14 protein-coding genes are annotated in these 23668 nt (G+C 72.6%); 11 read left to right on the top strand and 3 right to left on the bottom strand.

Going from position 1 to position 23668, the window contains the following annotated elements:
- Window positions 1-276 precede the first annotated feature (276 nt).
- The 3 genes from IO29_RS24510 to hflX all read left to right on the top strand — a co-directional run bounded on the left by IO29_RS24510 (window position 277) and on the right by hflX (window position 6781).
- Window positions 277-2514: a RelA/SpoT family protein gene (locus tag IO29_RS24510; RefSeq protein WP_037840590.1), complete on the top strand. Its 2238-nt coding sequence runs from the start codon at window positions 277-279 to the stop codon at window positions 2512-2514.
- An 891-nt stretch (window positions 2515-3405) separates the two neighbouring features.
- Window positions 3406-4935 carry a M1 family metallopeptidase gene (locus IO29_RS24505; RefSeq protein ID WP_030379455.1) on the top strand — a complete coding sequence of 510 codons (1530 nt, stop codon included), beginning with the start codon at window positions 3406-3408 and terminating at the stop codon, window positions 4933-4935.
- A gap of 352 nt (window positions 4936-5287) precedes the next feature.
- Complete coding sequence (gene hflX, locus IO29_RS24500) at window positions 5288-6781, top strand: GTPase HflX (protein ID WP_030379454.1); 1494 nt, start codon at window positions 5288-5290, stop codon at window positions 6779-6781.
- Window positions 6782-6920: 139 nt separating this feature from the next.
- On the opposite strand, the gene IO29_RS24495 is transcribed toward hflX, so the two are convergent.
- Window positions 6921-8150: a trypsin-like serine peptidase gene (locus IO29_RS24495; protein WP_030379453.1), complete on the bottom strand. Its 1230-nt coding sequence runs from the start codon at window positions 8148-8150 to the stop codon at window positions 6921-6923.
- A gap of 528 nt (window positions 8151-8678) precedes the next feature.
- On the opposite strand from IO29_RS24495, the gene IO29_RS24490 reads away from it, so the two are divergent.
- From IO29_RS24490 to IO29_RS24475, 4 genes are all read left to right on the top strand, one after another.
- Window positions 8679-10244: a diaminobutyrate--2-oxoglutarate transaminase family protein gene (locus tag IO29_RS24490; RefSeq protein ID WP_030379452.1), complete on the top strand. Its 1566-nt coding sequence runs from the start codon at window positions 8679-8681 to the stop codon at window positions 10242-10244.
- Window positions 10245-10301: 57 nt separating this feature from the next.
- Entirely contained in the window at window positions 10302-12302 is a 2001-nt protein-coding gene (locus tag IO29_RS24485) for an IucA/IucC family protein (protein ID WP_030379451.1), read from the top strand.
- Between the two features lie 36 nt (window positions 12303-12338).
- Window positions 12339-13091, top strand: a complete 753-nt coding sequence (locus IO29_RS24480) for a GNAT family N-acetyltransferase (protein WP_030379450.1) — start codon at window positions 12339-12341, stop codon at window positions 13089-13091.
- Window positions 13092-13209: 118 nt separating this feature from the next.
- Window positions 13210-15201, top strand: a complete 1992-nt coding sequence (locus IO29_RS24475; RefSeq protein WP_030379449.1) for an ATP-dependent DNA helicase — start codon at window positions 13210-13212, stop codon at window positions 15199-15201.
- Window positions 15202-15445: 244 nt separating this feature from the next.
- On the opposite strand, the gene lexA is transcribed toward IO29_RS24475, so the two are convergent.
- Window positions 15446-16225, bottom strand: a complete 780-nt coding sequence (gene lexA / locus IO29_RS24470; RefSeq protein ID WP_030379448.1) for a transcriptional repressor LexA — start codon at window positions 16223-16225, stop codon at window positions 15446-15448.
- A gap of 659 nt (window positions 16226-16884) precedes the next feature.
- On the opposite strand from lexA, the gene nrdR reads away from it, so the two are divergent.
- Complete coding sequence (gene nrdR, locus IO29_RS24465) at window positions 16885-17517, top strand: transcriptional regulator NrdR (protein WP_030379447.1); 633 nt, start codon at window positions 16885-16887, stop codon at window positions 17515-17517.
- A gap of 175 nt (window positions 17518-17692) precedes the next feature.
- Window positions 17693-20602 (top strand): vitamin B12-dependent ribonucleotide reductase, encoded by a 2910-nt coding sequence (locus tag IO29_RS24460; RefSeq protein ID WP_030379446.1) that lies wholly within the window; start codon window positions 17693-17695, stop codon window positions 20600-20602.
- 237 nt (window positions 20603-20839) lie between these two features.
- On the opposite strand, the gene IO29_RS24455 is transcribed toward IO29_RS24460, so the two are convergent.
- Window positions 20840-21373, bottom strand: a complete 534-nt coding sequence (locus IO29_RS24455) for a TerD family protein (protein WP_030379445.1) — start codon at window positions 21371-21373, stop codon at window positions 20840-20842.
- Between the two features lie 158 nt (window positions 21374-21531).
- On the opposite strand from IO29_RS24455, the gene IO29_RS24450 reads away from it, so the two are divergent.
- Entirely contained in the window at window positions 21532-22137 is a 606-nt protein-coding gene (locus IO29_RS24450; RefSeq protein WP_030379444.1) for a YdbC family protein, read from the top strand.
- Window positions 22138-22318: 181 nt separating this feature from the next.
- Window positions 22319-23503: an IS701 family transposase gene (locus tag IO29_RS24445; RefSeq protein WP_033227032.1), complete on the top strand. Its 1185-nt coding sequence runs from the start codon at window positions 22319-22321 to the stop codon at window positions 23501-23503.
- Window positions 23504-23668: the final 165 nt, after the last annotated feature.

Genomic DNA, 23668 nt, shown 5'->3' with positions numbered 1-23668 from the left:
CCAGCGGGGGCCCGGGGGCGCAGCCCCCGGGTGAGGGACGGGAAGGGTAGGGGCGGTCGGGGCGTTGACAGTTCTGCAACCACGGTCGGCGAGGGATAAACCTCGCCTCACGTCGCTCGATTGGGTGATCCGTTTCACGCTCGGCGGGAGGCGGTCGGACAGCCGTGGTGGGCTCGATAGCATCAAGCACCGGCCCGGACGGGGAACACCACCAGTCCCCGAGCCGCGCACAAGCAAAGGGGAACCCGTCCGCCGGTCTAGCAGCCGGAGGTGCCCATGAGTGCGGAGGCCACGACCCCTGCCACGCCCGCCCCCACCACGCCCGCGTCCGCGGCGTCCATGACACCCCCGGCGCCGACCCCGGCCCCGCGCCCGGCCCCCACACCCGAGGACGCCCCCACCCCCGCCGGCCCCCGCCGCAAGAGCCGCCACCTCGACCTCCGCCGCCTCAGCCGCGCGGCCCTCCGCGGACCGGCCGCCCGCGGCGACCGGCTCCCTGACGCCATCGGCCACGTCGTCGAGGCCCACCGCGCCCACTATCCCGACGCCGACCTCGGCCCCCTCCGCCGCGCCTACCTCCTCGCCGAGTCCTCCCACCGCGGCCAGATGCGCAAGAGCGGCGAGCCGTACATCACGCACCCGCTCGCCGTCACCCTCATCCTCGCCGAGCTCGGCGCCGAGACCACGACGCTCACGGCGTCCCTCCTCCACGACACGGTCGAGGACACGGACGTCACCCTCGCCCAGGTCGGCGAGGAGTTCGGCGAGGAGGTGCGCTATCTCGTCGACGGCGTCACCAAGCTGGAGAAGGTCGACTACGGCGCCGCCGCCGAGCCCGAGACGTTCCGCAAGATGCTTGTCGCCACCGGCAACGACGTCCGTGTGATGTCGATCAAACTCGCCGACCGGCTGCACAACATGCGCACCCTCGGCGTCATGCGCCCCGAGAAGCAGGAACGCATCGCCAGGGTCACCAGCGACGTCCTCATCCCGCTCGCCGAACGCCTCGGCGTCCAGGCCCTCAAGACCGAGCTCGAGGACCTGGTCTTCGCGATCCTGCGCCCCGAGGAGTACGCGCACACCCGCGAGCTGATCGCGCGCAACGCGGAACGCGGCACCGACCCCCTCACGGAGGTCGCCGACGAGGTCCGCGCGGTCCTGCGCGAGGCCGGCATCACCGCCGAAGTCCTCATCCGGCCGCGGCACTTCGTCTCCGTCCACCGCGTCTCCCGCAAACGCGGCACCCTGCGCGGCACCGACTTCGGCCGGCTGCTCGTCCTGGTCGCCGAGGACGCCGACTGCTACGCCGTCCTCGGCGAACTGCACACCTGTATGACGCCGGTCGTCTCGGAGTTCAAGGACTTCATCGCCGTACCCAAGTTCAACCTGTACCAGTCGCTGCACACGGCCGTCGCCCGCCCGGACGGCGAGGTCGCCGAAGTGCTCGTGCGCACCCACCAGATGCACAAGGTCGCCGAGGCCGGCGTGGTCGCCCTCGGCAATCCGTACGCCCCCGGGGCCGAGGACCCGGCCGACGGCGAGCGCGCCGACCCCACCCGTCCCGGCTGGCTCTCCCGCCTCCTGGAGTGGCAGGAGGCGGTCCCCGACACCGACATCTTCTGGTCGGCGCTGCGCGAGGACCTCGCCCAGGACCGCGAGATCACCGTCTTCCGCCCCGACGGCGGCACGCTCGGTCTGCCCGAGGGCGCCACCTGCGTCGACGCCGCCTACGCCCAGTACGGCGAGGACGCCCACGCCTGCATGGGCGCCCGGGTCAACGGCCGGCTGGCCACGCTCAGCACGGTGCTGAAGGACGGGGACGCGGTCGAGCTCCTCATGGGCCAGGACGCGGCCTCCGAGCCCTCCCGCGAGTGGCTGGAGCACGCGCACACCCCCGCCGCGCGCATCGCCATCCAGCGCTGGCTCACCGCCCATCCGCCGACCGCGCCTGCCGCCCCGCTCGCCGTTCCGGCCGACGGCCCGGAGGGCGCACGCCGGGCGCCCGCGGCGGCTTCCGACCCCCGCCCCGCCGCCACGCGCGCCCCCGCGAGCGTCGTGGCCGACCGGCCCGGAGCCCCCGTACGGCTCGCCGGGTGCTGTACGCCCGTACCACCGGACGAGATCACCGGCTTCACGGTGCGCGGGGGAGCGGTGACCGTCCACCGCGTCGAGTGCGCCGGAGCGGCGCGCATGAAGAGCGCCGGGCGCGCGGAGGTCGACGTGCGCTGGGGGGACACCGCCGACTTCCGGGTGACGCTCGTCGCCGAGTCCTTCGGCCGGCCCCACCTGCTCGCCGACCTCACCGAGGCGATCGCCCGGGAGGGCGTCGGCATCGTCTCGGCGACCGTCGAACCGCCCAGCCAGCAGCGCGTACGGCACACGTACACGCTCCAGCTCCCCGACGCCGCGCACCTCCCCGCGCTGATGCGCGCCATGCGTGACGTCCCCGGCGTGTACGACGTCGACCGCGCCCAGCACACGGAGGCCGCGGCCCGAACCACCGACCGCGGCTGACCGGCCGCGGCTCACCGGGCGCGGCCGACCGAACCTCACCGGCCGGGCGCCGATGCGCGGAGGCCGCCGACCGGGCGGCGGCGTCCGGACGCCGCCGCCCGGGCGCCGTCGAACGGACGCCCGGGCCGGCGGCGTCGGCCGACCGTGCCGGGTCGCGGGCGTCGCGTCCCGTGCCGCCGGGCGCGGCTGCGCGCCATTCGGGGTAGCGGGCGCGCCTGGTCGGTTCCCGGCATACCTGCGCCGTCGCGCGCCCTCGGGCCGTCGGCTGCGGTCGGGCCCCATCCGGGCCCCGGCACCGCATCCGGCCCCGGGTGCCGCATCCGCCCCCCCCGGGTGCCGCATCCGCCCCCCCGGGTGCCGCACCCGGCCCCGGGTGCCGCGCCCGTGCCGCCGGGTGACGCTGTGCGCGACGGCGGGCGGGCGCGCCTGGTTGTGTTCCGCCCCGGGCCGTCGTGCGTTCGGGCGTGTGCCTGGCATCTCCGTGCTGCCCCTCGGGCCGTCGGCTGCGGTCGGCCGCATTCCGGCCCCGGGTGCCCCACCCGGCCCCGGGCACCGCACCGCACCGGCCCCGGGCGTCGCGCCCGTGCCGCCGGGTGACGCTGTGCGCGACGGCGGGCGGGCGGGTGCGCCTGGTTGTGTTCCGCCCCCGGGCCGTCGTGCGTTCGGGCGCGTGCCTGGCATCTCCGTGCTGCCCCGCGCGCCCTCGGGGCGTCGTGCGTGCGGGCGCCCGGGTGCCGCCGCACGGGCCCCCGGCGCGATGCGTGCGCACGGTTGCATTTTGGGCTTCCCCGCGTCGCCGTACACGTCCCCCGGCCCCCGTACGCCCCTCTTTCGGGTGGGCTCGGTGCGCGTCTGCGCCGTGTCGGGTGCGGGCGCTGATAGCGGTGATCCATGCCGCACACCCCGGATCCGCAGAGCAGCTCGTCCGCCCCTCCGCTCCCCGACACCCGCAGGCCACGCCGCTCCCGCCGCGGCGGGCGACTGCGCGCCGCCCTGCTCGCCTCGGCCGTCTCCGTCTGCCTCGTCGCCGCCTCCGCGCCCTCCCCGGCGGAGCCGCTCGGCATCGGCGACCGGCTCTTCCCGCACCTGGGCAACCCCGGGTACGACGTCCGCGCGTACGACCTGTCCTTCACCTACGGCGGCGACAACACCAAGCCGCTCACCGCCGTCACCAGGATCAACGCCCGCGTCACGGAGAACCTGGAGCGGTTCAACCTCGACTTCTCGCACGGCACGGTGCAGTCCGTCACCGTCAACGGCGACCCCGCCTCGTTCACCACCGCGGGTGAGGACCTCGTCGTCACACCGGAGGCCCCGCTCGTGCCGGGCACCCCGCTCCTGGTCACCGTCCGGCACACCAGCGACCCGCGGAAGCCCTCCGCCGACCGGGACGGCGGCTGGGTGCGGACCACGGACGGCCTCGCCATGGCCAACCAGGCCGACGCCGCGCACTTCGTCTTCCCGTGCAACGACCACCCCTCCGACAAGGCCGACTTCACCTTCCACGTGACCGCCCCCGAGGGCTACACGGCCGTCGCCAACGGCCTGCCCGCAGGGCTTGAGCGCACCGCCCGCACCACCACATGGACGTACCGGTCCGCGCACCCCATGGCCACCGAGCTCGCCCAGGTCTCCATCGGCCGCTCGGCGGTGCTGCACCGCCAGGGCCCGCACGGACTGCCGGTCCGCGACGTCGTCCCCGCCAAGGACAAGAAGGCGCTGGAGCCGTGGCTGGCGAAGACCCCCGGCCAGATCGCCTGGATGGAGAGCAAGGTCGGCCCGTACCCGTTCGAGACGTACGGGCTGCTGATGGCGCAGGCGCAGACCGGGTTCGAACTGGAGACGCAGACCCTCTCACTGTTCGAGAAGGAGGTGTTCACCGAGCCCGGCTACCCGGCCTGGTACGTCGAGTCGATCATGGTGCACGAGCTGTCCCACCAGTGGTTCGGCGACAGCGTCAGCCCACGCGCCTGGTCCGACGTGTGGCTCAACGAGGGGCACGCCACCTGGTACGAGGCGCTGTACGCCCAGGAGAAGGCGGACCGGCCCATGGAGGCCCGTATGAAGGCGGCGTACGCCGCGTCCGACGGCTGGAGGGCGTCCGGCGGCCCGCCGGCCGCGCCCAAGCCGCCCAAGGCCGGCCAGAAGATCGGCATCTTCCGGGCCAACGTCTACGACGGCGCGGCGCTGGTCCTGTACGCGCTGCGGCAGGAGATCGGCGCGGACGCGTTCCAGCGGCTGGAGCGGGAGTGGGTCGGCACGCACCGGGACGGTACGGCGACGACGGCCGACTTCGTACGGCTCGCGTCGGAGGTGGCGGGGCGGGACGTGAGCGGGTTCCTGCGGCCGTGGCTGTACGGGGCGAAGACGCCGCCGATGCCGGGTCACCCGGACTGGCGTCCGGCCACCGACCCGAGCTGACAAGGGGCTCCGCCCCTGGACCCCGGGGGCGTGTTGTCGGCTGACCGCCGGTGGGGCTTCTCGCGCGGTTCCCCGCGCCCCTGAGTGCGTAGTTCCCCGCGCCGCTGAGTACGCAGTTCCGGCGCCCCTGAATGCGCGGTTCCTCGCACCCCTGACAGGGGCGCGGGGAACCGTGCGATCTTTACGGGGCGGCGGGGGCGATAACACGGTGACGGGGGCCGGGGGGCCGTGGGAGCATCGGGGGGTCGGCCGTGCGACGGGCCCGCCCGGGAATCCCCGGGCACTCTCACACGTTGACGAAGAGGACGGCTCCCCGCCGTCCCCCACCGCATTCCCACGACGTAAGGAACCAATGACCTCCTCCTCTTCCTCTTCTCAGGCCACCAAACGCCTCGCGCACACTCACCCCGAGGGTCTCCGGGCCGATGCCCTGATGGAAGAGGACGTCACCTGGAGCCACGAGATCGACGGAGAGCGGGACGGCGACCAGCTCGACCGCTCCGACCGCGCGGCCCTCCGCCGCGTCGCCGGCCTCTCCACCGAACTCGAGGACGTCACCGAGGTCGAGTACCGCCAGCTCCGCCTGGAGCGGGTCGTCCTCGTCGGCGTCTGGACCTCGGGCACCATCCAGGACGCGGACAACTCCCTCGCGGAGCTCGCCGCCCTCGCGGAGACGGCCGGCGCCCTCGTGCTCGACGGCGTCACCCAGCGCCGCGACAAGCCGGACGCGGCGACGTATATCGGCTCCGGCAAGGCCGAGGAGCTGCGGGACATCGTCATCGAGACCGGCGCCGACACCGTCATCTGCGACGGCGAGCTGAGCCCCGGCCAGCTGATCCACCTGGAAGACGTCGTCAAGGTCAAGGTCATCGACCGTACGGCCCTGATCCTCGACATCTTCGCCCAGCACGCCAAGTCCCGTGAGGGCAAGGCGCAGGTCGCGCTCGCGCAGATGCAGTACATGCTGCCGAGGCTGCGCGGCTGGGGCCAGTCGCTGTCCCGGCAGATGGGCGGCGGCAAGGGCGGCGGCCTCGCCACCCGCGGCCCCGGTGAGACCAAGATCGAGACGGACCGGCGGCGGATCCGCGAGAAGATGGCGAAGATGCGCCGGGAGATCGCGGAGATGAAGACCGGCCGCGAGGTCAAGCGCCAGGAGCGGCGCCGCAACAAGGTGCCCTCCGTCGCCATCGCCGGCTACACCAACGCCGGCAAGTCCTCGCTGCTCAATCGCCTCACCGGCGCGGGCGTCCTGGTCGAGAACGCGCTGTTCGCGACCCTGGACCCGACCGTGCGCCGGGCCGAGACCCCGGGCGGGCGGCTGTACACCCTGGCGGACACGGTCGGCTTCGTCCGGCACCTGCCGCACCACCTGGTCGAGGCGTTCCGTTCCACGATGGAGGAGGTCGGCGACTCCGACCTGATCCTGCACGTGGTGGATGGTTCGCACCCGGTCCCGGAGGAGCAGCTGGCCGCCGTGCGCGAGGTGATCAGGGACGTCGGCGCCACCGGCGTGCCCGAGATCGTCGTCGTCAACAAGGCCGACGCGGCCGACCCGCTGGAGCTCCAGCGGCTGCTGCGGACCGAGAAGCGTGCGATCGCCGTCTCCGCCCGCACGGGCCGCGGCATCGCCGAGCTGCTCGCCCTGATCGACGCGGAGCTGCCGCGCCCGGCGATCGAGGTGGAGGCCCTGGTGCCGTACACCCACGGCAAGCTGGTCGCCCGCGCCCACGCCGAGGGCGAGGTCCTCTCCGAGGAGCACACCCCGGAGGGCACGCTGCTCAAGGTACGGGTGCACGAGGAACTGGCGGCGGACCTGGAACCGTACACTCCGGCCCCGCTGGCCTGACCGGACCGGCCCACAGGCGGTACGCCGACGCCGTACGGTCCCGCCCGGACCGTACGGCGCCGGCGTGCAGTGGAAAGGGCCCGGCCCCCTCGCAGGGGCCGGGCCCTTTCCGCCGTTCCCGGCCGCGGTGCTCGCGCGGTTACCGCGCGGCTGCGAACTTCTTGCTCACCGCGTCGTAGACGCCCTTCGCCACGTCGCCCAGGCGCGGGCCGGCCAGCCAGCCGGCGCTGACCGGGCCGATGGAGGTGTTGGAGACCAGCGCGGGCTTGCCGTCCGAGCCCGTCTCCACCCAGCCGCCGCCGGACGAACCGCCGGTCATGGTGCAGCCGATGCGGTACATCGTCGGGTCGTTCTGGGCGATCGACAGCCGGCCCGGCTTGTCCTGGCAGCGGTACAGCGTCTGCCCGTCGTACGGCGGCGCCGCCGGGTAGCCGGTGGCCGTGATGCTGTCGACGTCCGGCACGGCGGGCGCGTCGAAGTTCACCGGGAGCGCCGAACCGACCGTCTCCTCCAGCGACTTGCCGCCGCTGCCCTTCTCCGGCGTCACATGGATCACGGCGTAGTCGTACGCGGCGCCCTGGCCGCCCGTCTCACCGCCCTGTTCGATCCACTGCTGCGAGGTCTGCGCCCAGTCGCCCCACCAGACCCCGTACGGCGCGACCTCCTCGCGGGAGGCGTCCACCAACTGGGCGGCCGTCTCACCGGCGTTGTTGTACGCGGGCACGAAGGCGATGTTGCGGTACCAGCCGCCCTTCTTGCCGGCGTGCACGCAGTGGCCCGCGGTCCACACCAGGTTGGACTTGCCCGGGTGCGCCGGGTCCTCGACCACTGTCGCCGAGCAGACCATCGTGCCCTCGGGGGCGTCGAAGAAGACCTTGCCGGCGGTGGGTGCGCTGTCGTGGTACGGCGCCGTGACCGACTGGGCCCGCACCGGGGCGGGAGTCTGATCGGTGACGCCCTGGTCGGCGGCGAGATCCTTGGCGTCGACGCCCTTGTCCGGGTCGTCGGCCTTGCGCATCCGGTCCGGGTCCCACAGGCCCTGGATGATGGGGTTGATGTACTCGTTGGCCTCGCGCAGCCAGTCGTCCTTGTCCCAGTTCTTCCAGGCGCCGTCCTTCCACTTGTCCAGGTCGAAGCCGTGCTCCTTGAGCTTCTGCTTGACGTCGTCCGGGATGTGGATCTTGCCGTCGTCGCCGGCGGAGGGGCTCGCGGAGATCTCGGCGTTCGCCTTGGTGTCGTCGTCCGAGCCGCAGGCGGTGGCCGTCAGCGCCAGTGCGGCGGCCAGGGCGACGGCGGCCGGGGAGGGGGAGATCCTGCGGCGTCCGCTCCTTTCTCGGCGAGCGGCGAAGAGCGGGCGTATGGGTCGCATGGTGTGAAGTCCCCCTGGAAAGAACGGGATGTGCTGCGGAGTTGACTGTCGTGCGGGAGTGAGTCCCCTGCCCGTACGGCTTTACGCGACGGCATCCCACACTATGCGGTCGCTGTGGGTGGTTGCCCACCGGAGGGCAACGGTTGCGTCACGGCAGCGGCGCTCAAGAGCCGCCGGGACAAGGGCCGTCGGGGCAACGGCAGGTGAAAGATCGTGGCAACGGCGGGCGAAAGATCGTGCCCGTGCCCGCTTCCCCCCGGCCTCTCCGGTCGTTGGTGGTCACGGGGCCTGCCGCCCGGCTGTCCGGCGCGGGCGTGCGGTGCCCCGGCAACTCGCCGTCGGGAAGCGGGAGGAACCGTCGTCGTGACAGTGACCGGATCTGCGGTGGCGTCCGAGGCAGGAGAAGCGGGAGAAACGGGAGAAACGAGAGAAGCGGGAGAAGCGGGAGAAGCGGGAGAAGCAGGAGAGACAGCGGAGGCATCGGTGGTGGCGGGGGCGCACGCGTCCGCAGACGCGCTCGGGGCGCGCGTGCCCGGAGGTGCGCGCGGGGCGCACGAAGGCATCCTGCGCCGGCAGGCGGCGCGCGAGTCCGCCGCCCGCACCTACGCGCGCGCCCTGCCGATCGTGCCCGTACGCGCCCGCGGCCTCACCATCGAGGGCGCCGACGGCCGCCGTTACCTCGACTGCCTCTCCGGCGCGGGCACGCTGGCCCTCGGCCACAACCACCCCGTGGTCCTGGAGGCCATTCGCGGGGTCCTGGACTCCGGGGCCCCGCTCAACTGCCTCGATCTGGCCACCCCCGTCAAGGACGCCTTCACCACCGAACTGTTCCGGACCCTGCCCCCGGGGCTCGCCGAGCGTGCCCGCATCCAGTTCTGCGGACCCGCCGGAACGGACGCCGTCGAAGCCGCGCTCAAACTGGTCCGCACGGCCACCGGACGGACCGGGATCCTCGCCTTCACCGGCGCCTACCACGGACAGACCGCGGGGGCGCTCGAAGCATCCGGGGGCGCGAGCGATGTACGGGTGGCACGCCTGCCGTATCCGCAGGACTACCGCTGCCCGTTCGGCGTCGGCGGCCCGCGCGGCGCCGAACTCGCCGCGCGCTGGACCGAGTCGCTGCTGGACGACCCCAAGTCCGGGGTGCCCCGGCCCGCCGGGATGATCCTCGAACCGGTGCAGGGGGAGGGAGGCGTGCTGCCCGCGCCCGACGCCTGGCTGCGCCGCATGCGCGCACTCACCGAGGCGCGTTCGATTCCGCTGATCGTGGACGAGGTGCAGACCGGGGTGGGCCGCACGGGCCGCTACTGGGCGGTCGAACACAGCGGCACGGTGCCCGATGTGATGGTGCTGTCCAAGGCCATCGGCGGCAGCCTGCCACTCGCCGTCGTCGTCTACCGCGACGACCTCGACGTCTGGCCGCCGGGCGCCCACGCGGGCACCTTCCGCGGCAACCAGCTCGCCATGGCCGCGGGCACGGCGACCCTGGCGTACGTCCGTGAGAACGGGCTCGCCGCGCGGGCGGCGGAGCTGGGCGAACGGATGCTCGGTCAACTCCGGGAGCTGGCAACGTCGTACGCGTGCGTGGGGGAGGTGCGGGGGCGCGGGCTGATGATCGGGGTGGAGCTGGTCGATCCGGCGGGGGAGTCGGGCGGTCGGGACGTGGAGCGGGGCGAGCGCGGTGCCGGCGCGTCGCCCGACGGCCTTACGCAGTCGGGCCACGGCCTCACGGAGTCGGGCCACGGCCTCACGGAGTCGGGCCACGGCCTCACGGAGCCGGCGGGCCACGGCCTCCCGGAGCCGGCGGGTCACGGCCTCACGGAGCCGGCGGGTCACGGCCTCACGGAGCCGGCGGGTCACGGCCTCACGGAGTCGGCGGGTCACGAGCCCCGCCCCACCGCGCCCCACCTCGCGGCGGCAGTGCAGCGGGAGTGTCTGCGGCGCGGGCTCATCGTCGAACTGGGCGGCCGCGACGCCAGTGTCGTACGGCTGCTGCCCCCGCTGACGATCACCGACGAGCAGGCCTCCGCCGTACTGGACCGCCTCGCCGACGCCGTGGCGGCGGTGGCCCGGGGAGCGCGCGCCGGCGCGTGAGGCAACCGTGCGCCGTGGCCGGGTCCGCCGCGCGCCCCTCGCAATCAAGGAGCCAGTGTGAACACGACCGCCGCTCTCGCCGGTACGGACGCCGAGGACGTCCCGCCGCCCGCCGGTCCGTCGGCCCCCGTCGAGCGGCTGTCGGCGCCCCGCCCCGCCGGCCCGCCCGACCGCCGTACGGCGAGCGACAAGCCCGAGGCACGCGGCCGGCTCGCCCCACTCGACCACCTCGACCACCTCGATCACTCCCACCTGCTCGACCATCCCGACCCGCTCGACCATCCCGACCCGCTCGACCATCCCGACCCGTATGCCGCCGCCCAGGCCGCCGGTGTCGACAATCTGCTGCGCTGCTGGGTGCGGGAGAACGGGTTCGCGGCGCCGGACGACGGCGTCCTCCGCGTCCCGTTGCCCGCCTCCGGCGCCCATCTGCGCGTGCCGGTCCGCCACTGGTCGGCGACCGGCTGGCACCGCTTCGGGGCACCGGCCCTGACGGACGCACCGGAGTCCGCCCCGCCCGTCGACGCCGTGACGCTCGCGGCCCTGCTGGCCAGGGAGGCCGGCGCACGCTCCGGCGCACCCGGGGCGGGGGCGGAGGCCGCCGACCTCGTGGGGCGCGTCGCCGACTCCGTGCGCCGTACCGCCGTCTTCCTGCGCGACCGCCGCGCCCGCCCCGACGACGGTCCCGACCTCTTCCTCGCCGCCGAACAGGCGCTGCTGCTCGGCCACCCACTGCACCCCACGCCGAAGAGCCGCGAAGGGCTCTCCGAAGCGGAGGCCGGCCGCTACTCGCCCGAAGCACGCGGCTCCTTCCCGCTGCACTGGCTGGCCGTGGCCCCCACCGCCCTCGCGACCGACTCCGCCTGGACCGAACGCGGACGGCCCGTGCCCGCCGCCCAGCTGACCGCGCGGCTCGCGGGCCACGGCCTGCCGCTGCCCGCCGGACACGCCGCGCTCCCCGTCCATCCCTGGCAGGCGCGCGAACTGCGCCTGCGACCGGGCGTCGCCGCGCTGTTCGACACCGGGCTGCTCCGCGACCTCCATCCGTACGGCCCGCCCTGGCACCCCACCTCCTCCGTCCGCACGGTCCACCGCACCGGCGCCCCCGCCATGCTCAAGCTGTCGCTCGGCCTGCGCATCACCAACTCCCGCCGGGAGAACCTGCGCAAGGAACTGCACCGGGGCGTCGAGGCGCACCGGCTGCTGCGCACCGGCCTGGGCCGGCGATGGCGGGCCGCCCACCCCGGCTTCGACATCGTCCGCGACCCGGCCTGGCTCGCCGTCGACGACCCGGACGGCGGCCCCGTGCCCGGGCTCGACGCGCTGCTCCGCCACAACCCGTTCGCCCCGTCGGACGACGTGTCGTGCGTGGCGGGCCTGGTCGCGCCACGCCCGCTGCCGGAGCCGGACTCCGGGGCCGCCCAGGCCCCGCCCGGCACCGGCTCCCGGCTCGCCCGTCTCGTCACCCGGCTCGCCCGCCGCACCGGCCGCCCGCCCGGCGCCGTGTCCGTCGAGTGGTTCCTGCGCTATCTGGAGGCGGTCGTACGGCCCCTGCTGTGGCTGGACGCGGAGGCCGGGATCGCGCTGGAGGCCCACCAGCAGAACACCCTGCTCCTGCTGGACCCCGACGGCTGGCCGGCCGGCGGCCGCTACCGGGACAACCAGGGCTATTACTTCCGCACCTCCCGGCACGCGGAACTAGACGCCCTGCTGCCCGGCATCGGGGCCCGCAGCGACACCTTCGTCGCCGACGCGGTCGCCGACGAACGGTTCGCCTACTACCTCGGCATCAACAACGTGTTCGGGCTGATCGGCGCGTTCGGTGCGCAGCGCCTGGCCGACGAGCGACTGCTGCTCGCCGCGTTCCGCGGCTTCCTCACCGCCGTCGCCACCGGCCCGGACCGGCTCCGTACGAGCCTGCCGTCCCGTCTGCTGGACTCACCCGTGCTGCGCTGCAAGGCCAATCTGCTGACCCGGCTGCACGGGCTCGACGAACTCGTCGGCCCCGTCGACACCCAGTCCGTCTACGTCACCCTCGCCAACCCCCTTCATGGCTGACCACGGCCCACCCCCGTCTGCCGAGAGGAGCGCCCCGTGTCCTCCCACGACGCGCGCACCGACGACGGCGCTCCGTCGCGCCGCACTGTTGTGCCCACCGCGGAACCCCTGTCCGTCCCCGAGGAATCCGACTGCGAGACCACGCTGAGCCTGCGGCCGGCCGAGGCGTTCGCCGCGCCCGCACCCGACGCGGGGGACGCGGACACCGGCCCCGCCGACGACCTGCTCGGCCGGATCGTGGACTGGGGCCCGGTCGCCACCCCCGCCGGCGCCTTCCGGCTGCTGCCGGTCCGCCCGGAGCGGGACACTCCGCTGGTCGCGCGCTGGATGAACGATCCGGCGGTCGCCGCGTTCTGGGAGCTCGACGGGCCCGACGACGTCACCGGGCGGCATCTGCGCGCCCAGGCGGACGGGGACGGCCACAGCGTGCCCTGCCTCGGCGTGCTGGACGGCGCGGCGATGAGCTACTGGGAGGTGTACCGCGCCGACCTCGACCCCCTGGCCCGGCACTATCCGGCCCGGCCGCACGACACCGGCGTCCATCTGCTCCTCGGCGCCGTCGCCGACCGGGGCCGCGGGCTCGGCTCGGTGCTGCTGCGGTCGGTCACCGACCTGATTCTCGACCACCGCCCGGCCTGCGCGCGGGTGGTCGCGGAGCCCGACCTGCGCAACACCGCCTCCCTCACCGCCTTCCTGAGCGCGGGGTTCCGCTTCTCCGCCGAGCTGACGCTGCCCGGGAAGCGGGCGGCCCTGATGATCCGCGACCGCTCCCTGCGGCATCTGATGTGAACGCGACCACCCCGCCCGGGGGCGGCTCGCACGGGCGCCCCTCACCACCCCGGGCCGCCCCTCGCGCTCCGGCCGTCCGGACCCGGTTGTCGGTCCCGGGCCGTAGGGTGGTCGGGCTATGACGAAGCCCTCACTTCCCGAACTCCTCCACGCAGCCGTCACCGCCGTCGGCGGCACGGAGCGCCCCGGCCAGGTGACCATGGCCCAAGCCGTCGCGGACGCCGTCGACGACGGCTCCCATCTGCTGGTCCAGGCCGGCACCGGCACCGGTAAGTCCCTGGGCTACCTGGTGCCCGCGCTCGCGCACGGCGAGCCGGTCGTCGTCGCGACGGCCACGCTGGCATTGCAGCGGCAGCTCGTCGAGCGGGACCTGCCGCGCACGGTCGAGGCGCTGCACCCGCTGCTGCGCCGCCGCCCGGAGTTCGCGATGCTCAAGGGCCGCTCGAACTACCTGTGTCTGCACCGGCTGCACGAGGGCATGCCGCAGGACGAGGAGGAGGGCCTGTTCGACCAGTTCGAGGCGGCGGCCCCCACCAGCAAGCTGGGCCAGGACCTGCTGCGGCTGCGCGACTGGTCGGACGAGACGGAGACCGGCGACCGGGACGACCTGACCCCCGGCGTCTCCGACCGCGCCTGGGCGCAGATCTCCGTCTCCTCCCGGGAGTGCCTGGGCGCCTCCAAGTGCGCCTACGGCGCCGAGTGCTTCGCCGAGGCGGCCCGGGAGCGGGCCAAGCTCGCCGAGGTCGTCGTCACCAACCACGCGCTGCTCGCCATCGACGCCATCGAGGGCGCCCCGGTGCTGCCGCAGCACGAGGTCCTGATCGTCGACGAGGCGCACGAACTGGTCTCCCGGGTCACCGGCGTCGCCACCGGCGAGCTCACCCCGGGCCAGGTCAACCGCGCGGTGCGGCGCGCGGCCAAGCTCGTCAACGAGAAGGCCGCCGACCAGCTCCAGACCGCCGCCGAGGGCTTCGAACGGCTGATGGAACTGGCGCTGCCCGGACGCCTGGAGGAGATCCCGGAGGACCTCGGCTACGCCCTGACGGCCCTGCGCGACGCCGCCCGTACGGTGATCTCGGCGATCGGCGCCACGCGCGACAAGTCGGTGCAGGACGAGGACGCCGTCCGCAAGCAGGCCCTGGCCTCGGTGGAGTCGGTGCACGACGTGGCCGAGCGCATCACGCAGGGCAGCGAGTGGGACGTCGTCTGGTACGAGCGGCACGAGCCCCGCGGCGGAGCCGCGTATCGACACAGCGGGGCGTCCTTGCGGGTCGCGCCCATGTCCGTCTCCGGGCTGCTGCGCGAGAAGCTTTTCACCGACCGCTCGGTGGTCCTCACCTCGGCCACGCTGAAGCTCGGCGGCGACTTCAACGGCGTCGGAGCCTCGCTCGGGCTGGCCCCCGAGGGCACGGAGGGGGACGAGGTGCCGCGGTGGAAGGGCGTCGACGTCGGTTCCCCGTTCGACTACCGCAAGCAGGGCATCCTCTACGTCGCCAAACACCTCTCCCGGCCGGCCCGGGACGGCGACCGGGCCGACATGCTGGACGAGCTGACGGAGCTGATCCAGGCGGCCGGCGGGCGCACGCTGGGGCTGTTCTCCTCGATGCGGGGCGCCCAGCTCGCGGCGGAGGCGCTGCGCGCGCGCATCCCCGAGTACCCGATCCTCCTCCAGGGCGAGGAGACGCTCGGCGAGCTGATCAAGAACTTCGCGGCGGACCCGGCGACGTGTCTGTTCGGCACGTTGTCGCTGTGGCAGGGCGTGGACGTGCCCGGGGCGAGCTGTCAGCTCGTCGTGATGGACAAGATCCCGTTCCCGCGGCCCGACGATCCGCTGATGAGCGCGCGGCAGAAGGCGGTGGAGGAGGCCGGGGGCAACGGCTTCATGGCCGTCGCCGCGACGCACGCCGCGCTGCTGATGGCGCAGGGGGCGGGGCGGCTCGTCCGGGCGACGGGGGACCGGGGTGTGGTGGCGGTCCTGGACCCCCGCCTGGCCACGGCCCGCTACGGCAGCTATCTGAAGGCGTCGATGCCGGACTTCTGGTACACGGTGGACGGCGGCCAGGTCCGCCGCTCCCTCGCGGCGATCGACGCGGCGGCGAAACAGGCGTAGGGGCGCGGGGTTGTGTCACCCTGCGGCCCCGCCACGTGGGCGCGAAACGGGGCGAAGCCCCGTACGGGGTCCAAGGGGCGGAGCCCCTTGTCAGGGACGGGACGGGACGGGCAGGGGCGGGAAGGGCAGGGGCGGCGGGGGCGAAAGAACCCGCCCCGCACAGCACAAGGCCCCGGAACCGGCGCAGGTGGTTCCGGGGCCCGTCGGCAAGGACGCCGCAGGCGACGTCCCGCAGGCGACGACGTCAGACCCGCCGCAGCACCGCCACCACCTTGCCCAGGATCGTCGCATCGTCACCGGGGATCGGCTCGTACGCCGCGTTGTGCGGCAGCAGCCACACATGCCCGTCCTCGCGCTTGAAGCGCTTCACCGTCGCCTCGCCCTCCAGCATCGCGGCGACGATGTCCCCGTTCTCCGCCACCGGCTGACGCCGCACGGTGACCCAGTCCCCGTCGCAGATCGCCGCCTCGATCATCGAGTCACCGACGACCTTCAGCACGAACAGCTCACCGTCACCGACCAGCTGCCGCGGCAGCGGGAACACGTCCTCCACGGACTCCTCGGCCAGGATCGGCCCACCGGCGGCGATCCGGCCCACCAGGGGCACGTACGACGCGGCCGGCTTGCCCGCCGTGTCGGTGGGCTGCACGGGAGCGGCCTGGTCCGAGCCGCGCACCTCGTAGGCGCGCGGGCGGTGCGGGTCGCGGCGCAGGAAGCCCTTGCGCTCCAGCGCCATCAGCTGGTGTGCCACGGAAGAGGTGCTGGACAGGCCCACGGCCTGGCCGATCTCCCGCATCGACGGCGGGTAGCCGCGCCGCTGCACGGAATCCCGGATGACTTCGATCACGCGGCGCTGCCGGTCGGTCAGCCCGGAACTGTCCGCCCGGATGCCGGGAGGTCGCCCGGGCAGGGACCTCTTTGGTCCCTCGGGGTGCGGAACTTCCGTCATCGCATGCACCGGCTCGAGTCGGCCCTGGGAACGGTCCTGGGCAGTGATGGCGGCACTGTCTGCGGTGGTGGTCACGTCGTCGGCCCCTCTCGATGGTCTCCCGTGCAGCACAACGGTAGTGGCTTTCGAAAGGTTGCGCCAAACACACGTTCGAGTGAAAAACCGCTGATTACCTGTCGGAATCGGGTGCCCAGGTGTATAGCCGACGCCGGCCGTCCGGGGGTCGGGCGGGCATGTGCTGCTGTACTCTTCACCGCCGGGGCGAGGGCCCCGTCGGCCGGGACTCCGCGTCGGCGGCGCCCAGTCTGCCATCAGGGCTTCCGCGCGCCGCGCACCGGCCCGGCTTCTCCATGCGGTGTCCACCGCATCCGCGCACGACCGCCCGCACGTCGGTACGCCCGCGCGCACGTCCCGTGCACGCGCGGCTCGGACGCGCCCGCGAGTCCCGTCCCGGGGCCCTGCGCGCACTGTCCGCAAGCGGGCCGGGCACTGTCCGCAAGCGGGCGGTCGCACCCCGCCCACGTCGCACCCGCGGTGTCGCATGCGCCGGGCGTGTCATCGGCGTTTGTGCGAGCCAATCGCTACATCTAGTGGTTGGATAGCGGCAGCGGCCCACAAGTTGTGTTCCCCCGGTCTTTCGCCGGTCAGGAGATCGCCTATGCTGGGGGTCGCTCCGAGGGACCGGTGAGGTCTCTTGTGGCTGATGTGTCGTGCCGTGAAGGAGGCTTGGAACCATGCACTGCCCCTTCTGCAGGCATCCCGACAGCCGCGTCGTCGACAGCCGTACGACCGACGACGGCACCTCGATCCGCAGGCGCCGCCAGTGCCCCGACTGCTCCCGTCGTTTCACGACCGTGGAGACCTGTTCGCTGATGGTGGTCAAGCGGTCCGGGGTCACCGAACCCTTCAGCCGCACCAAGGTCATCAACGGCGTGCGCAAGGCATGCCAGGGGCGGCCCGTCACGGAAGACGCACTCGCCCAGCTCGGCCAGCGGGTCGAGGAGGCGGTGCGCGCCACCGGAAGCGCCGAGCTGACCACCCACGACGTGGGGCTGGCCATACTCGGACCCCTTCAGGAACTCGACCTCGTCGCCTATCTGCGGTTCGCGTCCGTCTACCGGGCGTTCGACTCGCTGGAGGACTTCGAGGCCGCCATCGCGGAACTCAGGCAGCAACAGACGGCGCACCCCGCCGGCGACGGGGCGGGAGGCGCGGACGACGACGACCGCGCGGACGCCGTCACCGAACGCCGGCCGGCCGACCGGGCGGAACGCCAGGGAGCCGACCGGGCGGGACGGCAGGGAACCGACCGCGGGTCCGGAGGGACGCCCGGGAGCGTCCCCGTGCCCGCCACCGCCGCCGACTGACGAAACGGCCGGCCCGGAACGGCGGGGACGCCGGACCGGCCACCACGGCGGCGCACACAGACCTGTCACGCGCGCCCGAGCAGCACGGACGCGTGTGACCAGCAGACACACCACACACAAGTGCCAGGAAGAAACGGGCACTGATGGGCGTTTTGCCCGATATCAGGGAGGCGGCATGACAGAGACGGCGAGCGGTCCGGCACGGAGTTCCCGCGCCAAGGGCACCAAGGCGGGCAGCAAGGGCCTGCGTATCGAGCGCATCCACACCACCCCCGGCGTACACCCGTACGACGAGGTGGAATGGGCGTCTCGTGACGTCGTCATGACCAACTGGCGCGACGGCTCGGTCAACTTCGAGCAGCGCGGCGTGGAGTTCCCCGAGTTCTGGTCGGTGAACGCGGTCAACATCGTCACCAGCAAGTACTTCCGCGGAGCGGTCGGCACTCCGCAGCGCGAGGTCAGCCTCAAGCAGCTGATCGACCGGATCGTGAAGACCTACCGGAAGGCCGGCGAGGACAACAAGTACTTCGCCTCGCCCGCCGACGCCGAGATCTTCGAGCACGAACTGGCGTACGCCCTCCTGCACCAGATCTTCAGCTTCAACAGCCCCGTCTGGTTCAACGTCGGCACCCCCCAGCCCCAGCAGGTCTCCGCCTGCTTCATCCTGTCCGTCGACGACTCCATGGAGTCGATCCTCGACTGGTACAAGGAAGAGGGCATGATCTTCAAGGGCGGCTCCGGCGCCGGCCTGAACCTCTCCCGCATCCGCTCCTCCAAGGAGCTCCTCTCCTCCGGCGGCAACGCCTCGGGCCCCGTCTCCTTCATGCGCGGCGCCGACGCCTCCGCCGGCACCATCAAGTCCGGCGGTGCCACCCGCCGCGCCGCCAAGATGGTCATCCTCGACGTCGACCACCCCGACGTGGAGAACTTCATCCAGACCAAGGTGAAGGAAGAGGAGAAGATCCGCGCCCTGCGCGACGCGGGCTTCGACATGGACCTGGGCGGCGACGACATCACGTCCGTCCAGTACCAGAACGCCAACAACTCCGTCCGTGTCAACGACACCTTCATGAAGGCCGTCGAGACCGGCGGGCGGTTCGGGCTGCGTGCCCGGATGACCGGCGAGGTCATCGAGGAGGTCGACGCCAAGTCGCTCTTCCGCAAGATGGCCGAGGCCGCCTGGGCCTGCGCCGACCCCGGCATCCAGTACGACGACACCATCAACCACTGGCACACGTGCCCGGAGTCCGGCCGCATCAACGGCTCGAACCCGTGCAGCGAGTACATGCACCTGGACAACACGTCCTGCAACCTCGCCTCGCTCAACCTGATGAAGTTCCTCAAGGACGACGGCGAGGGCCACCAGTCCTTCGAGACCGAGCGGTTCCAGAAGCTCGTCGAGCTGGTCATCACCGCGATGGACATCTCCATCTGCTTCGCGGACTTCCCGACCCAGAAGATCGGCGAGAACACCCGCGCCTTCCGCCAGCTCGGCATCGGCTACGCCAACCTCGGCGCCCTGCTCATGGCCACCGGCCACGCCTACGACTCCGACGGCGGCCGCGCGCTCGCCGGTGCCATCACCTCCCTGATGACCGGCACCGCCTACCGCCGCTCCGCCGAGCTCGCCGCGGTCGTCGGCCCGTACGACGGCTACGCCCGCAACGCCCAGCCGCACCAGCGCGTCATGAAGCAGCACGCCGACGCCAACGCCGTGGCCGTCCGCATGGACGACCTGGACACCCCGGTGTGGGCCGCGGCCACCGAGGCCTGGCAGGACGTGCAGCGCCTCGGCGAGAAGCACGGCTTCCGCAACTCGCAGGCCTCCGTGCTCGCCCCCACCGGCACCATCGGCCTGGCGATGTCCTGCGACACCACCGGTGTCGAGCCGGACCTGGCGCTGGTCAAGTTCAAGAAGCTGGTCGGCGGCGGCTCGATGCAGATCGTCAACGGCACCGTCCCGCAGGCCCTGCGCCGCCTGGGCTACCAGGAGGAGCAGATCGAGGCGATCGTCGCCCACATCGCCGAGAACGGCAACGTGATCGACGCCCCCGGCCTCAAGCCCGAGCACTACGAGGTGTTCGACTGCGCCATGGGCGAGCGCGCCATCTCCCCGATGGGCCACGTCCGCATGATGGCCGCGATCCAGCCGTGGATCTCCGGCGCCATCTCCAAGACGGTCAACATGCCGGAGACGGCGACCGTCGAGGAGGTCGAGGAGATCTACTACGAGGCGTGGAAGCTGGGCGTCAAGGCGCTCGCCATCTACCGCGACAACTGCAAGGTCGGCCAGCCGCTGTCGGCCAAGACCAAGGACACCAAGTCCGTCGAGAAGGACGCGATCACCGAGAAGGCCGAGGAGACGATCCGTACCGCGGTCGAGAAGGTCGTCGAGTACCGTCCGGTCCGCAAGCGCCTCCCCAAGGGCCGCCCCGGCATCACCACGTCCTTCACCGTCGGCGGCGCCGAGGGCTACATGACGGCCAACTCCTACCCCGACGACGGTCTCGGCGAGGTCTTCCTCAAGATGTCCAAGCAGGGCTCCACCCTCGCGGGCATGATGGACGCCTTCTCCATCGCGGTCTCCGTCGGCCTCCAGTACGGGGTGCCGCTGGAGACGTACGTCTCGAAGTTCACCAACATGCGCTTCGAGCCGGCCGGCATGACCGACGACCCGGACGTGCGGATGGCGCAGTCGATCGTCGACTACATCTTCCGCCGCCTGGCGCTGGACTTCCTGCCCTTCGAGACCCGCTCCGCGCTCGGCATCCACTCCGCCGAGGAGCGCCAGCGTCACCTGGAGACCGGCTCCTACGAGCCGCTCGACGACGAGGACATGGACGTCGAGGGCCTGGCCCAGTCGGCGCCCCGCGCCCAGGAGCTGAAGGCCGTCGCCACGCCGAAGGCGGAGGTCGCCGCGGCCCTGCCGGCCCCGAAGCAGGCCCACACCAGCGCCGAACTGGTCGAGATGCAGCTCGGCATCCAGGCGGACGCCCCGCTCTGCTTCTCCTGCGGCACGAAGATGCAGCGGGCCGGCTCCTGCTACATCTGCGAGGGCTGCGGCTCCACCAGCGGTTGCAGCTGAGGTGAACACCGCCGGGCGCCGAAGGCGTCCGGCGAGGGCGGGGGGCCGGATGTCCGGGCCCCCGCCCTCGGCGTATCGGAGCGCCGCTGTGGGCACCACCGACCGAGACGCCGGACTCTCGTGGCTCAGAGCCCGCTCCCGGAGTGCTGCGCGCGCCGGAAGCCCGGGCGGGTCCGCCGGACCGGCCCGGGCGAAACGCGAGGGTTTCGCCCGGACCGGCCCGGGCGAAACGCGAGGTCAGGCGCGGGCCCGGCCCATCACGCGCGGGAACGTCGCCAGGTCGTCGTCGGCGAAGCCGGTGAGGCCCGCGCGGAACTCCCACTCGCCGGAGTCGTCCCGGACGAACTCCGCGATCGTGGCCGCCGTCGCGTCCGGGACTCCGGTGAAGTCGTCCTCGGCGAGTACGTCGTAGCCCTCGCGGACGCGGAGCGCGGGGTTGAGGACGCGGGCGAAGGTCCGGTGACCGTACCGCTGCTGGATCACCACGCCGACCACCACCCGTACGTACCGCGGATCGAGGCGCTCCAGTTCCAGCGTCATGACCTCGTCCCAGCCGAAGCCCTTGCCGTCGTGGCTGTCCCGGTTGAGGTTGATCGTCCCGTCCGGGGACCGGCTGTCGAAGTGCGCCACGTAGACCGGGGTGCCGTACGGGTCGTCGCCCGTGTAGGTCCCGGCGACGATGTCGAGGTCGGTGGGGTCCTCGCCGGTGGGCGACGGGTCCCATTTGACCGATACCTCGGCCTTGTCGATCCCCTTGCTGATGCCGCTCACCGCATGTGCCCCTTCCCCGAGTGCCGAGCGCCAACCACCAGGCCGCGAGGGCCGTTTGTCCATCCTGCCACGGTCGTGCGACGGTCGGGGGTGCTCGTGCGCCCCTGCGCTCCCGACGAGCGTGACCGGCGCCACGCCGGTGGCCTTACGATGGCGCGGTGCTGGTCAAGTGGATTCGCTGCACCGTGGTGGACCGCCGAGGTTTCGAACGGGGACAGCGGAAGTGGGCGGGGCTGCCGGGTGAGCCGGGCTTCAGGGGACAGGGCGGGGGCTTCAGCCGCGCCCGCCCCGGTGTGGCGCACGTCTTCACCTTCTGGGAGAGCCGCACCTTCTACGACTCCTTCATGGCCCGTTCCCACGACCGGCTGGCCGCCACGCAGTCCGGCACGTTCAAGGACCAGCAGGTCAAACTGTTCGACTACCGCTTCGACGTGAAGACGGGCTTCGAACCGCGCTTCACCGAGGCCGACCTCGTCCGCGTCGCCCACTGCCGCGTCCACGAGGAGCGGGCCGAGCACTTCGCGCTGATGCAGGAGAAGGTCTGGAACCCGGCGATGGCCGGCTCACCGGGCATGATCCGCGGACTGTTCGGCGAGGCGCCGGGCCCCGAGTTCCTGATCCTCTCGATGTGGCAGTCGGCCGCCGAACACGGCAAATACCGAGCCGAGCGGGTGGAGCGGCTGGCCCTGCGCACACAGATCGAGGCGGACGTCGCCGCGATGACCGGCGACATCGTCGACCTGGAACCCGGCTGGACGGTGTGAGCGCCGGGCACGCGTGACGCCCGGCGGGTGGGACGCGTGGTGTGATCTGTGCCGTATGGAACCCCGCTCACCGGCGGTGAGTCGGCACCGTCAGCCCCCTGCGACCTGATCCGAACAACAGGCCCTAGTACTGCAACGGTGCTTGCCGTGACTGATGGCCAGGTCGGTCGTTGGTGTGGTTATGGGTGGGGACCTTGCTGGTGTCAGGTTGTGGGCGGGTGAACTGGAAGCTGTGCATGGTCGGTTCGTGCACCGTTTCAGCAGGTCGGAGCCGCGTGAGTCGGCATTGGCCTATATGCGGGGACTGATCGCTCCGCTGCAGCGCAAGAACGGCTGGACGCTGGCGGAGGAAGCCGGCCATGCGGGCCCGGACCGCATCCACCGGATGCTGAACCGGATCGAGTGGGACGCCGACGAGGTACTCGACGACGTGCGTCAGTACGTGGTCGACAACCTCGGCGACCGGGACGCCGTCCTGGCCGTGGACGACACGGGCTTCCTGAAGAAGGGGACGCGGTCGGCGGGGGTGCAGCGGCAGTACTCCGGAACCGCGGGGCGGACGGAGAACTGCCAGGTCGGCGTCTTCCTCGCCTATGCCACCGACCGTGGGCGGACGCTGATCGACCGGCGTCTGTATCTGCCCACTTCCTGGACCGACGACCGGGAAAGGTGTCGCCGGGCCGGCATCACTGATGAGGTCGCCTTCGAGACCAAGGTGGCCATGGCCAAGACGATGGTCCGCCGCGCCATCGCGGACAAGATCCCGTTCCGGTGGGTGACCGCGGATGCCGCCTACGGCTTCTCCAAGGGCTGGCGGTCCGAGCTGGAGCGGGCGGACGTCTTCCACGTCATGGCCACCACCCGGCACGACACCGTGGTCACCCGCTGGGCGATCGACCATCCCGTCCACGACCTGTTCAACGGCCTGGCACGGCAGAAATGGAAGCGTCGTTCCTGCGGCAGCGGGGCTCACGGCCTGCGGATCTACGACTGGGCACACGTCGAGGTGCGGCCCTGGCACCGGCCCGATCGCCGCCACTGGGTGATCGCCCGCCGCAGCGTCGCACGCCCGCAGGAAATCTCCTACTACATCGCCTACTGCCCCGCTGGAACCACACTGGATGACCTGATCCGCATCGCGGGCAGCCGATGGGCCATCGAGGAGTGCTTCCAGAGCGCGAAGCAGGAATGCGGACTGGACGACTACCAAGTCCGTCGCTATCCCGGCTGGCACCGCCACATCACCCTCGCCATGGCCGCCCACGCCTGCCTGACCGTCCTGCGAGCCCGCGAGCTGGATGCCGGGAAAGCAGAAACGGATCCTCCCAGCTCATCCACCTCAGCCTCGCCGAGATCCGACGGCTGATCACCCGCCTCACCAACCGCCGGCCCACACCCGTCGAGCACATCCTGCACTGGTCGACCTGGCGCCGACGACGACAACACCAGGCCCGCACCAGCCACTACAAACGACGCGGACACAGCCCCTGACCTGGCCACCCGTCACGGCAAGCACCGTTGCAGTACTAGG

Source organism: Streptomyces sp. NRRL F-6676 (assembly GCF_000725625.1).
Lineage (GTDB): Bacteria > Actinomycetota > Actinomycetes > Streptomycetales > Streptomycetaceae > Streptomyces.
Note: the sequence above shows the minus strand (reverse complement) of the source record. Positions and strands in the feature narration are given on the sequence as shown.

Bases quoted from the DNA above. Each gene is read 5' to 3' on its own strand.
- IO29_RS24510 (WP_037840590.1), top strand. From the start codon at position 277: ATGAGTGCGGAGGCCACGACCCCTGCCACGCCCGCCCCCACCACGCCC.
- IO29_RS24505 (WP_030379455.1), top strand. From the start codon at position 3,406: ATGCCGCACACCCCGGATCCGCAGAGCAGCTCGTCCGCCCCTCCGCTC.
- hflX (WP_030379454.1), top strand. From the start codon at position 5,288: ATGACCTCCTCCTCTTCCTCTTCTCAGGCCACCAAACGCCTCGCGCAC.
- IO29_RS24495 (WP_030379453.1), bottom strand. From the start codon at position 8,150: ATGCGACCCATACGCCCGCTCTTCGCCGCTCGCCGAGAAAGGAGCGGA.
- IO29_RS24475 (WP_030379449.1), top strand. From the start codon at position 13,210: ATGACGAAGCCCTCACTTCCCGAACTCCTCCACGCAGCCGTCACCGCC.
- nrdR (WP_030379447.1), top strand. From the start codon at position 16,885: ATGCACTGCCCCTTCTGCAGGCATCCCGACAGCCGCGTCGTCGACAGC.
- IO29_RS24460 (WP_030379446.1), top strand. From the start codon at position 17,693: ATGACAGAGACGGCGAGCGGTCCGGCACGGAGTTCCCGCGCCAAGGGC.
- IO29_RS24445 (WP_033227032.1), top strand. From the start codon at position 22,319: ATGGGTGGGGACCTTGCTGGTGTCAGGTTGTGGGCGGGTGAACTGGAA.